At 42.8% G+C, this 13,345-nt stretch carries 10 protein-coding genes and 1 other annotated feature; of the genes, 2 read left to right on the plus strand and 8 right to left on the minus strand.

Features of this window, described 5'->3' with window-relative positions:
• Nucleotides 1-137: 137 nt before the first annotated feature.
• Nucleotides 138-653 (plus strand): CcdC protein domain-containing protein, encoded by a 516-nt coding sequence (locus ACFVSO_RS24755; RefSeq protein ID WP_387478972.1) that lies wholly within the window; start codon nucleotides 138-140, stop codon nucleotides 651-653.
• 638 nt (nucleotides 654-1,291) lie between these two features.
• On the opposite strand, the gene ACFVSO_RS24760 is transcribed toward ACFVSO_RS24755, so the two are convergent.
• The 7 genes from ACFVSO_RS24760 to ACFVSO_RS24790 form a co-directional block, all read right to left on the minus strand.
• Nucleotides 1,292-3,163 carry an alanine--tRNA ligase gene (locus tag ACFVSO_RS24760; protein WP_387478975.1) on the minus strand — a complete coding sequence of 624 codons (1,872 nt, stop codon included), beginning with the start codon at nucleotides 3,161-3,163 and terminating at the stop codon, nucleotides 1,292-1,294.
• A gap of 120 nt (nucleotides 3,164-3,283) precedes the next feature.
• Nucleotides 3,284-3,527, minus strand: a binding site (T-box leader).
• Between the two features lie 167 nt (nucleotides 3,528-3,694).
• Complete coding sequence (locus ACFVSO_RS24765) at nucleotides 3,695-5,329, minus strand: response regulator transcription factor (RefSeq protein WP_387478978.1); 1,635 nt, start codon at nucleotides 5,327-5,329, stop codon at nucleotides 3,695-3,697.
• Between the two features lie 7 nt (nucleotides 5,330-5,336).
• Nucleotides 5,337-7,082 (minus strand): sensor histidine kinase, encoded by a 1,746-nt coding sequence (locus tag ACFVSO_RS24770; RefSeq protein ID WP_387478981.1) that lies wholly within the window; start codon nucleotides 7,080-7,082, stop codon nucleotides 5,337-5,339.
• Nucleotides 7,083-7,188: 106 nt separating this feature from the next.
• Nucleotides 7,189-7,344: a DUF6903 family protein gene (locus ACFVSO_RS24775; RefSeq protein ID WP_387478984.1), complete on the minus strand. Its 156-nt coding sequence runs from the start codon at nucleotides 7,342-7,344 to the stop codon at nucleotides 7,189-7,191.
• 9 nt (nucleotides 7,345-7,353) lie between these two features.
• Nucleotides 7,354-8,250 carry a carbohydrate ABC transporter permease gene (locus ACFVSO_RS24780; protein WP_387478987.1) on the minus strand — a complete coding sequence of 299 codons (897 nt, stop codon included), beginning with the start codon at nucleotides 8,248-8,250 and terminating at the stop codon, nucleotides 7,354-7,356.
• Nucleotides 8,251-8,265: 15 nt separating this feature from the next.
• Complete coding sequence (locus tag ACFVSO_RS24785) at nucleotides 8,266-9,156, minus strand: carbohydrate ABC transporter permease (protein ID WP_387478989.1); 891 nt, start codon at nucleotides 9,154-9,156, stop codon at nucleotides 8,266-8,268.
• A gap of 104 nt (nucleotides 9,157-9,260) precedes the next feature.
• Nucleotides 9,261-10,607, minus strand: coding sequence for a carbohydrate ABC transporter substrate-binding protein (locus ACFVSO_RS24790; protein WP_387478992.1), 1,347 nt, complete (start codon nucleotides 10,605-10,607; stop codon nucleotides 9,261-9,263).
• Between the two features lie 339 nt (nucleotides 10,608-10,946).
• Here ACFVSO_RS24790 and ACFVSO_RS24795 point away from each other — a divergent pair, with 339 nt between their 5' ends.
• A complete protein-coding gene (locus tag ACFVSO_RS24795) occupies nucleotides 10,947-12,389 on the plus strand; it encodes a carbohydrate ABC transporter substrate-binding protein (protein ID WP_387478995.1) in 1,443 nt (480 codons plus the stop codon).
• 19 nt (nucleotides 12,390-12,408) lie between these two features.
• On the opposite strand, the gene ACFVSO_RS24800 is transcribed toward ACFVSO_RS24795, so the two are convergent.
• Nucleotides 12,409-13,299 carry a helix-turn-helix domain-containing protein gene (locus ACFVSO_RS24800; RefSeq protein ID WP_387478998.1) on the minus strand — a complete coding sequence of 297 codons (891 nt, stop codon included), beginning with the start codon at nucleotides 13,297-13,299 and terminating at the stop codon, nucleotides 12,409-12,411.
• Between the last annotated feature and the right edge of the window lie 46 nt (nucleotides 13,300-13,345).

Raw genomic sequence — 13,345 nt, forward strand, 5'->3', positions numbered from 1 at the left:
ATCATGAGCTCTCATTTAAGTAAGTACAGCACAGAAATAAAGATAAGAAAAGCTGTGCATGCTTAATCAACTAACTTCACTATCCCACTGATTCTAATAATCTTGAAAAGAAACTACACCTAGGAGTGGATGCTCAGATGGAATTATTAACTCACTATGCGATTCCCGTTCTAATCGTCTTTTTCATGCTTTATCGCAGATTTAGACGTACCGTAGGGTTCCAGCCTTTCAAGCCAAGGGCACTGAAAATTAGAATCGGCTTATTTGCCGTCATTAGTATCCTCTTATTGTACGCAGCTTCCTTCAAGCCACAGTTGTTCGCCTTTGATGCCATTGGCTTGGCATTAGGTGCGATTGTCGTCTATTTTGCAATTCGGTATTTACGGTTTGAGCAACGGGAAAAAACGATTTATTATCGTACGCATATCGCTATTGAAGCATTCGTCGTCGCTTTGTTTGTAGGGAGAATTGCTTACAGCGTCTTGATCATGTTCACAAGTGGTAATGCAGCGGTAGGTGCAAAGGCTATGCATTTCAAACAATTCATTACAGATCCGTGGACCGCTCTCGTCTTCTATATTCTGGTCACTTACTACATCGGGTACTCCTTATTCGTTCTTCGTAACAGCGTCAAACAGGTCCGCTTGCAATAGTAACGTTAGAAATTTAATTGACGTTTGGTTTATATAGAGCGTTAAAAACCACATGTGAGTGTAAAAAACACCATGTGGTTTTTTTGAATCGTTTCCTAATATTCACCCCTTTCTATTTTCATTCTTAATCACCTGCAGCGCTCCTCAAGACAATCTCAGAAAGTTCGTGAATGAGTAAAGTTGTATATCACTGCAAGCTGGATTCACACTTTGCCGCCTGTCTCAGCCATACCAAGCGAAACGATTCGTCTATATATGCCAATCAGCCCTGTCCGCTGTTATATTTTGAATTGGTTCGTAACATGGCTAATTACCAATGTCGGCTATAGGAACATATTCTTAGAACTTATCGGCTATGGGTACAAGTTCTTGACATTTCGGATTGACAAGAATTTGTTCCTATAAAACAAAAAAACCGCGAATAACGCGGTATTCAATCGGCCCATATTCTTGACATCCTACAATTTAGTGTCATACACCATATAGCTCGATTTTCGTTCTGTTTTTTTATAAGTTCCCCTTTCTTGCAGTAAAAAAAGCAATTCGGGTATAATCCGAATTGCTTTTAAGCTTTATCATTCATCCTGGATTCCCGGCAACTCATAACGTTGTTACAAATGGCAATCCTAAAACATTAGCTATTGTTCCGCGTTTTTATTAATTACTCCTTTAATCCTTCTAACTCCAGCAGCAGAAGATTGTTCTTTTTTAATACTGAACTTTCCTAAGTTTGTTGTATCTTCTACATGAGGTCCTCCACATACTTCTCGACTCCAAACTTTCCCTTCGTTATCTTTGATTGTATACACCTTAACGATATCCGGATATTTATCCCAAAAATTCCCTTCAACATTACTTTCTTTCGCTTCATTTTTAGGCAGCTCTGAAATATAGGTAACTGCTTTTGATGAAATCGCATCATTCACATACTTTTCCACCGCAGCTATTTGCTCTGGCGTAAGTTTTTCATCATAGTTGAAGTCAAACCGTAATCGTTCTGAAGTAATATTACTTCCTTGTTGATGAACATGATCACCTAAAACTTCCCTTAAACCAGCAAGTAATAAATGAGATACCGTGTGCAGCGCTGTTGTTTCTGTTGAATGTTCAGCTAATCCACCTTTAAATTTACCCGCAGAAGCAGTTCTGCTCTTTTCAGCATGTTTCTTTGCCGCCTCTATATAAGACGTCTTGTCCTCCATGCTATATCCACTTTCAGTTAGAAACTCTTCCGTCAACTCCAAGGGAAACCCATAAGTTTCGTAAAAATAAAAGGCATCTGCACCTGTAACGTTACCCTTATTCTTAAGATGTTTTTGTATTTCAAATTCTCCTTGCTGTAAAGTTCTGTAGAAAAGATTTTCTTCCTTATTTACTATTTCGATAACTTTCTTTTTTTTACCGATCAAATCTTCATAAGCTGTTGCTTCATCTATATAAACTTCAGACAACTCACCCACAAAACTTCCTTGTATACCTATTTTTTTACCTGCACGGATCGCCCTTCTTAATAACCTTCTTGTGATATATCCTGCATCACTATTAGCTGGCTCCGCACCATCATTAATTAGAAAAGTAGCCGCTCTCACATGATCAAGTATGATTCTAAACGATTTTAAATCGTCAGTATATGGTTTACCACTTAACTCCATCAATTTTTTCTTGGGATTAAGGAAGAAAGCCGTATTATAAATATCCTTATCACCATTAAGGGCTGTCGCAACCCTTTCTAATCCGCCTCCATAATCAATATTGGGATTTTGCATTTTTACAAATCCTGTGTCTTCTTTTTTGTAACACATAAATACGTTGTTCCCAATTTCTAAAAACCTCTCGCTTACAGAAGCAGGATGAGCAAGTAGGTCGCCGCCTGGTTCAAGATCATAGAACATTTCACTATCAGGCCCACCCGGTTCACCAACAGGCATATCCAATGGACTTCCGGCTCGACTCCACCAATTTTCTTTTTCATCGTATAAGAATATTCTTCCACCTCTAGATGCCCCGTATTGATAGGGATCATCTTCAATGATAGGTTCTATACCAACTGATTTAAATTTTTCTGACCAGATTTGAATGGCTTCCGTATCTTTCTCTATATCCAAATCATCACTTCCTATAAAAGCACTGATATACAGCCTGCCAGGATCAATTCCTAATTCGATAATATGCCAATTCCAAATGGCATCGATTTGCTTTTTCTTATAGTTATTTTCATTTGCTTTAAACTCCCATCGACCGATCATTTCAAAAAATGTCAGATGCGACGTATCTCCTACTTCATCAATATCCACTGTCCTTAAACACTTCTGAATATTAGCAATATCATTACCTATCGGATGCTTTTCCCCCAATAAATAAGGAACCATAGGTTGCATTCCGCTTCCTGTAAACAACGTTGAGGGATCATTTTCTGGTAACAAGCTAGAAGAGGGCACTTGGCTAGCCCCTATTCCTTTCATAAAATCAATATATGATTTTCTTAACTCATCTGGTGTCATTTTCACCATGCTCCATACCTCCATTTTAATTATTATTTATTCTTGGAAAATCCAAAAGTCTGTATTCTGCGAATATTCAAACAATAAGAAATAAAACAAAAAAGCCCTGAGCTGACATATTCCTTGTCAACTTAGGGCGAACTATTATGTCCGTGTTACCACCTAATTTCAGATTTCTCTGCACTCTATCAATACGGGATATCTCCGATATTGTTTCCTGAATAACGGTGGAACTCCGTTGAAGCCTACTAAGATTCCTCTGTTCGGTTCACAGCTCCGAGACTGCTTCACTAATAGATCAATGAAGATTCGCACCAACCATCTTCTCTCTGTGAGATCCCTAATAGCTACTATTTCTCATCATAGCCTTTTCGTTTTAAATTAAACCAATGCTATCACACTCAACTTGTTCTGTCAATTAATCCCACTGTTAGCCACATTCGATCTTGGGACGCTGTTGATTTCTGACGGCCCGCTTCTAGAGCGATAACGCTGCTGCTACACGTCTTACAACAATTCATCGTGGCTGTGAACCTCCGTCTATCTGGGGAAACTTATTTGCTTATGCTGAGGATTGCATGCCAGCACATGGCTTTTATAATCCGTTGGAGATACGCCAAATTGTTTCTTGAACATTCGACTAAAATAAAATTGATCGCCGATGCCTACCAATGCTGCAATCTCCTTTATATAGGTATGCCCTTTCATAATTAACTCTGCCGCTTTGTTCATTCGAACCGTATTTAGGTAATGAATCAGGCTGACTCCCATCTGATCTCGAAATACGCGGCACAGGTAGTTTTCGCTGAAATTGACATGGTCAGCGATCATTTCCAATGTGATTTTGTCCTGATAGCGGCTTCCTATATATTGAATAACTTCAGCAATTTCTTTTCTGGTAACGGAGACATTCTGAAAACCGGAAATATCTGTACTTAATATCAATTCTTCGAGTGCAGCCATCGTGAACGATAATAACGTTTCAGAACTTTTACATTCCAGAATGTTGCTCCAGCTTGCCTCATACTGTGCAGGATTCTTAATCTTCACTTTAGAATCGCATAACGGTAAATAATCCAGACATTTATATACAAAGCTTTTGAGTGCTGCCGGATGCACGCCGTTATGCTTGGCTTGTTCAACAAAATCTGTTAATAGGCGCACGATTGAAACATGATGCTCTTCATATAATAAACGCAGGATCGCATTGGAGAAGTCTACATAGTTTGCGATTTCTATGTCATGCTTCAGCTTGATGTCATTGCTGCAGATCAAGGAATGCTCCTCGTAAAAGTTAATATCGATCGTATCTTTGCAAGCAGCATACGCTTCTTTCGCTTCCGGATAACCGCATATTTCCGGAGAATATACGATAACCGGCTCCATCGTCATGTACATCTGAATAAGCTTTTGTATACGCTGCGCAAAGCCAGGCGGCTCAAACCCGCATAGATGCAGCCGTTCCTTCTCTATCAGCACAAGGATTGAATGAGTTTCTGCCTGAAACACCTCTGCATCCTGCTCGGATTCAATCAAGTCCAAAATCATGTTTTCAATAAACGACATCGACAGGCTTATTTTTTGAGCCGCTTTGAGGGAAGCTCCCTCCAGATTAATGTAGAATAAATAGCACGACCGTTTTAAAAAATTCCAATGTATTTCCTGATGCTGAAAAACCTCATCCTCTTCGGAATACGGGTTCGTAAAATACTCTTTCAGCATGGTATTCTTCACACTTTTCAAATTGCTTCTCAGCACTTGCTCTCTCGTCTCTTGCTCTTGCAGCGTGACCTGTTGTTCTTCAAGCAGCTTTGCCGTTTTTTGCAGCTGTTCAATTAACGTCTCTGTTTTGATGCTGATTTTCAGCATATAATCGACCGCTCCAAGCACTAGAGCTTCACGTACAAGCTCGTATTCGCCAAAATTGCTTGCGACAATAATTTTTCCTTTATATTCAAGCTCGTTCAGCTCTCTGATCAGCTGGAGTCCGTTCATATTGGGCATCTTGAGATCTGTAATAATAATATCCGGCTGCAATTCCTTAACCAGGGCTAACGCTTCTTTTCCATCCGAGGCTGTCCCGCAGATCGAAAAGCCTAATTCTTCCCAATCTATCATCGTTCGTAAAGCAATTTTCACAATAGGCTCATCATCTACCAGCAACACATGGAGCATCTATAGATTAACCTCCCACTGACTTCTGAATCGGAATGATGATTATACAGCGCGTACCTTCTCCTACCTCACTCGTAATAAATAAGCCGTATGGTTCTCCGTAATGAAGCTTGATACGTTCATTCACATTATGGATACCGATTCCTGACAGCTTATCCCGGTGCTCAGAAGCGCGTTGAAGCTTCATATCAAAGCCCTTCCCGTTATCGGCTATCTCAATATGGAGCTGCTCCCCAGCCTGCTGAACGCGAATGCGGATATCGATCGACTTCCCATTTTCAGATATCCCGTGAATAATCGCGTTTTCCGCGACTGGCTGCAAGATGAACTTGGGAATGAATACGGAACGCAGCTCGTCATTAATGTCATAGCTAACCTGAAAGCGGTTGGCATAACGGATGTTCTGGATTTCAAAATAATGGGCCAGGTTTTGCAGCTCTTGTTCAAGCGTAATTTCTTCATTGTGATCTAAAATGGTGCTTCTCAACAGCTCTGACAGTGAACTGATTCCGTTATTAAGTACCGGAACCTGATTAATGACCGCTAGCCAGCGAAGCGTATTTAACGTATTGAACAAGAAATGCGGATTGATCTGCGATTGGAGCATATGCAGCTCCAACTCCCGCTTGCGCCTGTCATTCAGCTTTTGTGCATCCATCAACGATTCAATTTCGCTGACCATGCTGTTTATTTTACGAGAGAGAACACTCATCTCATCATCGTTATCGTCCTGTATCCGATTAGAAAACTCCCGATTAGATATTTGATTCGTAAATGCAATAATGCCTTTTATCGGCTTTACAATACTATTGTTCATAAAATAAATTATGATGATACATACGATCACAATCAGAATGACTATAAAGAAAATACTCAGTGTAATCTGACTGATTTCAGAATTAATATAGGAATACGGGATCAAGGAAATCAAATACCAGCCGATTTGCTCGTTATAAATATAGGATACTTGCTGATTTGCGTTGTTCACGGTGCCTGAGAATGAGGATTGATTGTTTTGCTGCGCCTGTCTTAGCATGGACAAGAGAGCAGGGTCCCGGTATGGTTCTCCTAAGGCAGCTTCCTTGTCGCTCGAAGAGAAGATTGTGCCGTCACGTCCCATAATAAGAAGCTGCGAGCCTTCTCCTAGATCAACGCTTGACAATATATTTTTAGAGAACAAGTCTGTGCTGACATAAACGAAAGCATACCCGATCTGCTCAGAGCTGTCATGCTCGGCATGGATCTTTCTCCCTACCGCAATCGTTTCGTAAGCCCTGGTCGTTCTTACATAGGTTAGTCCATCATATGGCGCATTCGCGTCTACATCGGCTATGGCTTTCTCAATATCTCTTTTGTTGATCGTTTCATATCCAAGCTCATAGAATGGAGTATGATCCGTATTCAAAATGCTAACGGTTACAACATGTGAAGGAAACGTGGTTCTAAAGATCGCATCCATCGCCGCTTCCTTCGAGGTTGATGGAACCAGATGCTGATCACGCTTATTCGCCAGATTGGCTTGTACGAATTCATTCGTCGAGATAGAGCCATTGAGAAATTGATAACTTTGCAGCTCAGTCAGCAAGTTTTTATTCACTAGCGTTATGGCCTGATAGGTTGAAGCAAAGAGTTTATCGCTAATCGACTGCGAATACAGCTTGTATGCGTAAAATCCGAGAAAAATAATTGGAATGACCGATACAATAAGAAAGGTTCCAATTAATCGATGCTGAATCTTAAATTTACGCAGCATAGCAAAACTCCTTGAAGGTAGTCTGTATATCTTAACATAACGCGCATCATAACACATGGAAAAGAAGATGGTATCCACAAAGCAGAAACATCTTCTCCTCATTCATTTATCTATATTTTCGATTATACATCCACAAGACGCTTATGAGCATCGCAAGTCCAAGCAGCATCGTGAAAAGCCCCGCCGGACCAATGGATCGATGACCAAACACGGTAAGCAGCATCCCGCCAAGGAACAGAACTGCATAAAACAATTTGCCCATACGATTATATCATCCTTTCAAACCGCCCATGGTCATGCCTTGGGTTAATTTCTTTTGCACCAGCATATAGATTAGCAGGGTTGGCAGCATGACGATTACGAGTCCGGCATAAAGTTGTCCATACTCAACAGCTGATTTTTGAGCGGCCATCAGATTCATTAAGCCAACAGGAAGCGTTTTGAATTCCGGCTTCGTAAGCAGCGTCATCGAGATAATGTATTCGTTCCAGAAAGATAAAAAATTGAATAAAATGATGGTTATGATAGCGGGTCTCGCCATCGGCATTATGACTTGAACCATCGTTCTAAAATGTCCCGCGCCATCGACAGCCGCAGCCTCTTCGTATTCCTTCGATAGAGACTTAAAATAGCCTGCGAGCAAATAGATCGTAAATGGCAAAGCCATAGCTGCATACACCAGCGCAAGAACAACCATGTTATTTAATAGAATAGGCTGACCAAAAAACGTTCTGGACAGCTTGTCGCCTTCATTCAGCATTAGAAAGATAGGGACGACGATATAATTGACATTGATGAACAAGCCCGCCATAAACATCGTATTCAACAGCACATTTCCCCTAAAACGATAACGAGCAAGCACATACGCCGCCGGCAATGCGATTGCGAGCAGCAATACGATGGACACTGCTGTCACTAGCACAGAGTTCAACATATATTCGCCCATACTCGCCTTTAACCAGGAATCTGCAAAGTTTTGAAGATAAACCCCTTTCGGCAGCGCCCATGGACTGCCGTAAAACTCGGCATTTTCTTTAATGGAAGCTGTGAATGCCCAGCCTACTGGAATCACTATAATAACTGTGAGCAGAAGCAACGGCATATAGGCTATGAATTTGTATAATACTCCTTTTCCTTTACGTTCTTGCATAGCAGAATAGCTGCTCATCCTCTTCTTCCCTCCTCAATACTCTAGATGATCGCGCTTCGTAACGGCATTAAGAATGCCGGCTAGAGCAAACGAGAACAGGAACACAACCACACCTATTGCCATGCCGTAGCCATAAGACGAATTCGTATAGGCTTCTTTGTACATATAGCTTAGAAACACTTCGGTTGCCCCGTCGGGACCCCCGCTTGTCATCGCTGTAACGAACAGGAAGCTCATATTGATGGTACTAATGATGAAAAAGGTAAGCGTTGTACGGATGTTGGTCCATATCAGCGGTATTGTAATGGTGAAAAACTGATGCACCGGCGAAGCGCCTTCAAGATTGGCGGATTCGTACAGGCTCTCCGGAATGTTGGCCATACTCGCCATGTACATGACCATATAATAGCCAACCGCTTGCCAGATCATGGCGCCGGCAAGACTGTAAATAACAATTTTTTGATCGCCCAGCCATAGTACGGGTTCATCTATCACTCGGAACAATTGAAGAATCGAGTTGAGAAGTCCATTGCTCGGATCATAAATAGCAGAGAAAATGGCGCTAATGACGACAACAGACAATATATTCGGAATATAAAAAACAACGCGATAGCCATTCGTTCCCTTTAATTTGCCTCTTGAAAGCAAAGCTGCAAACAGCAGAGCCAGCGCAAATGTAATGATCGTTACAACAACAATTAACAAAATGCTGTTTTGAAACACTTGATAGAACTTTTCACTTTGGAACAGCTTGCTGAAATTATCCAATCCGACAAACGTTTTGGTATCGGTGTACCCTCCCCACTTGTACAGGGACATTCGAAATACGTCGATGCTTGGAATGAACAAGAAAACAACGAACAATACGACGGCCGGAGCCAAACAAAAAAATATGAAACGGGACCTCCCGCTGGTAGATGGCATTCCTTAAGCTCCTTCCTGGGTGTAGCGTAGCTGCGGCCAGTTCATACTGGCCGCAGCTATCGTGTTCCATTTCGATTTGAGCAGTGCGAGGCGAAGCGTGATGCTTATTGTGCGTTGCGCAGCGCATCGCTTGCTTTCGTAATCGCCTCTACCCAATCCTGCTGTGATTTTGCGCCTGTAACGAGAGAATCTATACTTCCGAATACAGTGTCCGAAATATTAACGCCTTCAACCGGAGCCGTAGAGACAAATGCCCCCATTGCAGCTTTCGCGCCTTGGTCATAAATGCTGTAGAATAGCTTGTTGTCACCTTCGAGCTTGTCCGACATTCCGCTTATCGGTTGAACTGCACCTGACTTGGCAAAAATTTGTGCGACTTCATCGGAATACAGATAAGCAATAAACTGCTTCGCCAGATCCGCATTTTCAGCTTTGGCAGGAACCCAGATTTGCTCGAAGAAGGTATACGAATAACGATCTCCGCCATCGGTTACAGCCGGGAGAGCCGTAAAGCCCCACTGGAATCCATCTGCGCGAGGAGCATTGCCCATTTCATTGACAACCCATGTGCCGTTAGGCATAAACAGCGCTTTATTATCCAAAATCAGCTGTTGATTTTTTGTGAAGTTATCTTTATTTCCATTGGCAGGAACCGTTTTTTCGGTATATGTCGCCAGCTTGGAAATAATATCGAACGCTTGGCCCGCTTCACCTGATTGCCAAATTCCTTCTGTATAGTTCATCGCTTTCGTAAAAAATTCGGGACCGCCAACCTCATTCAGCAATGCATAGAAAAATGAATCGAAGTAGCCCGTTGTAGGATAAGCAAACAATGCAATGCCTTCCGCTTTTGCTTGATCTCCCAATGCCCACATTTCATCCCATGTTGCCGGAACGTCCCAGCCCTTTTGCTCGAACAAGCCTGCGTTGTAGAACAAGCCTGTCGGGCTGTAGAACATCGGCATCAAATACGTTTTCCCATCGTTATATGGATTCGTAATTGTCGTATCCACAAAACCCGGAATAATTTTTTCACCAACCTTGCCCTCTTCACCGGGAATTGTCATCGACAGCACATCTGTAAGCTCTGTCATATTGTTATCTTTTACAAAGGTTTCTGTAAGCCCTTTCGGTTGACCGACTGCCAAATGAATGACGTCAGGAAACTCGCCGGATTTCATCGATGGCCCGATGACGTCCTCGATGTTCTTTTCAATCGTCATATCCACTTTTACATTAGGCACTTGTTTCTCAAATGCCGCAGCAACCTCTTCCCAGATTGCTTTCCCATAGGCTGTTTCGAGTGCAGCAAATTTCAGCGTACGCGTCTCGCCCAAAGAAGCGCCTGTCCCCGCAGCGTTATTTTGCTTGTTGCTTTCGTTGGAAGATCCGCATGCAGCCAGAGTAAATGCCATCATAACCGCAAGCGCCAAGCTTACCATTTTCTTCATCTTTTAACCCCTCCTAAAATTTGTCGATACCAAGCGGCATTCATCATTCCTTTACATTGCCTTGCACGCATTCAGCTTAACGACTAGACGTCCCGGTGTTCAAGAGCATTTGGCCAAGTAGATAGAATTCAACATCAGTGTGCAAAAATTGTCTATCCGATCGGACCAGTCAGACATAACCTTCACATCTACCGCTAAAACGTTTTCAATGAGATGTATCCGTTTTCACTCAAAAAGCTAAAATGATATATAACTTGTGCAATAATATTCATGTACTTCTATATTGAAAATGTTCATAATTAGTCTGTTAAGGATCTGTTCCTTAGTTCTGGAGAGGGAGTGAAGACGATAAAAACATACTCGCGTCTTACCTGGATCACGATCACAGTAATTGGACTGATAGCCGTTTCTATATTCATCATCTATACATATCGTGCGTCTTCCGATGAGGAGCCCCCTATCCGCGCGCCTCTCGCCCAAAATGCAAACGCCTTCAAGAACAAGGAGCTCCATATCGCTGTGTTTCAAGGCGGCTATGGACAAGAATACTGGAAAGAAATTATTGAAACCTTCGAAGCTGATTATCCAGGCGTGCTCGTTCATTTTACGATCAGTCCCCGAATAGGAGATGTTATCCGACCTCAGCTAGTGGCCGGCAATCCTCCTGATTTTCTCGTGATTTCAGATACAGAGCAAAGCGGGATCATGACCTCGTTAATAAAAGAAAAAGGATTAATGGATATAACCGGTGTATTCGACGAGTTCTCTTTGGACAGCGATCAGCGGTTAAAGGATATGATTCTTCCAGGAATTCTTGAAAGCAAGCGATTTGCTCCGTATCAGGATGGGAAGATCTACTTGGCGCCATTTAACGCCGCACCAATGGGACTGATTTACAATAAAACCCTGTTTCAAGAAAAGGGCTGGAAGCTCCCGGAAACCTGGGATGAATTTTTTGCGCTGGAAGAGGAATTGAAGAAGAAAGAAAATTATGTGATGGATGAACGAGGGAAGCTTGTAAAACGCGCATTATTTACGTATCAGGGCATCTACCCCGAATATTTGGAGGAAATTCTGTACCCGGCACTTGCCAATTCTGCTGGCATTCACGAGCTGAAACGAATATTTTCTTATGAGCCAGGCTCATTTCGCAACGAATCTGTAAAAAAAGTGCTCGACACCTTAGCGAAGCTTGGCAGCGGCGGCTATCTCATGGAAGGAACCGTCGGACTTAATCATACCCAGTCTCAATCCGATATGATGCTTGGCAAGGCCGTCTTTATTGTCAATGGCTCATGGATGGAAAATGAAATGAAGGATGCGCCCAGAGAAGCAGGCTTTCAATTCGGCATGATGCCTGTTCCGGTATTCAACAAGGGGGATGAACGATACATCCTGTCCAGCTACGAACAATTTTCTATTCCTGCCAAAGCAAAAAACCCGGAGCTTGCCAAGGCATTTCTGAAGTTTTTATATACCGAACATTCCCTCATCTTGTTTGCCGAAAAAGCCAACGGAACCTTTGCGCTTAAGGGAGCTCAAGAGCTTTCCCAGGACAAGTTGACAGCCGGTGTCTATGAAATGTTCAGCGCCTATGAAGGAGCGACGGCCATTACGCAAGAGTGGAATGTGGTTCCCAAGCAGTCTAAGGAAGACATCCGTAATCAATTGTTTAAAAACGCCATTACTCCGATTATGACTGGCAGAATGACAACGGAGGAATGGATGGATCAAGTAGAAGCTGCCTTTGCCGATATTCAAGCCAACATGGGCACACCATAGGAAAATCAGCGGTAGCTGTTTACTCCATCTCTTTTTGTTGAGACGTCATAAACTTCGGCCGAAAAGCGCTTGGCGGCATTCCCGTCCAGCGACGAAATTGTCTTGAGAAGTGGCTGGCAGACTGAAAGCCAAGCTGCTCTGCCAGCTCCTCCATCGTATGCGTGGAATGCACAAGCAAATGTTTGGCCTGATTCAGAACAAGGCTGCTTCTGTACTGTCGCGGCGACTGCCCGTATACCTTCGAGAAAATACTCGTGCACCGCCCGCGACTCATCCCCAAGTAAGCTGCAATTTCATTGATGCTGCTATGCGCAGCATTCCGCAATTGATCTTCAATCGCATGAGCCAGCTCTGTCTCGGATACAGTAGCAAGGTTCGGCCCCCTATTGTCGCTTTCCGCCAAAGGCACCTGCTCCCCATACCTCATAAATTCCGTAATCGTGCCCAGTGTATGGGCTTGAATGACGAGGCGATTCATCGCTTTGTCGGCATGATCGATATCGTTGCGACTGAATTGCAGCAACGCATGCTCAATCGCCTTGAAGTGCACGGGCAAAGCACACTCCGCTGCCTCTTCTTCGGGAATCATGACATAATCCTCCCTGCACAGCCGCTCGCGAATGATGGGATCATCCAGATCAAAATGCAAATTAAAAAATCCGTAATGCTCCTCCGAGCTATTATCAGAAGCATGCACGATACCCGACTTGATCAATAACCAGTCTCCGGCGCGGAACGCAAAGCTCTGTTTGCCTACGGTCTGGCGGATTTGTCCGCTTGTGCAATACAGCAATTCAAATAAATTATGATGATGCCTTGGAAAAGACCATCCCGGAGGAAAGCTTCCCATATGACAGCCTATAATTTGCAGCGTACTTGTGATATCCGGGAGAGAATATTGAAGTTCCATGACGAAGGCGCCTCCTAACTCACACTCATTTACAGCAGCATTTATA

Source organism: Paenibacillus sp. NPDC057967, assembly GCF_042887015.1.
Taxonomy (GTDB): Bacteria; Bacillota; Bacilli; order Paenibacillales; family Paenibacillaceae; genus Pristimantibacillus.

Excerpts from the sequence above, each read along its gene's own strand:
- ACFVSO_RS24760 (WP_387478975.1), bottom strand. The coding sequence starts at position 3,163 with ATGGTGAAAATGACACCAGATGAGTTAAGAAAATCATATATTGATTTT.
- ACFVSO_RS24775 (WP_387478984.1), bottom strand. The coding sequence starts at position 7,344 with ATGGGCAAATTGTTTTATGCAGTTCTGTTCCTTGGCGGGATGCTGCTT.
- ACFVSO_RS24780 (WP_387478987.1), bottom strand. The coding sequence starts at position 8,250 with ATGAGCAGCTATTCTGCTATGCAAGAACGTAAAGGAAAAGGAGTATTA.
- ACFVSO_RS24790 (WP_387478992.1), bottom strand. The coding sequence starts at position 10,607 with ATGAAGAAAATGGTAAGCTTGGCGCTTGCGGTTATGATGGCATTTACT.
- ACFVSO_RS24770 (WP_387478981.1), bottom strand. The coding sequence starts at position 7,082 with ATGCTGCGTAAATTTAAGATTCAGCATCGATTAATTGGAACCTTTCTT.
- ACFVSO_RS24765 (WP_387478978.1), bottom strand. The coding sequence starts at position 5,329 with ATGCTCCATGTGTTGCTGGTAGATGATGAGCCTATTGTGAAAATTGCT.
- ACFVSO_RS24785 (WP_387478989.1), bottom strand. The coding sequence starts at position 9,156 with ATGCCATCTACCAGCGGGAGGTCCCGTTTCATATTTTTTTGTTTGGCT.
- ACFVSO_RS24755 (WP_387478972.1), top strand. The coding sequence starts at position 138 with ATGGAATTATTAACTCACTATGCGATTCCCGTTCTAATCGTCTTTTTC.
- ACFVSO_RS24800 (WP_387478998.1), bottom strand. The coding sequence starts at position 13,299 with ATGGAACTTCAATATTCTCTCCCGGATATCACAAGTACGCTGCAAATT.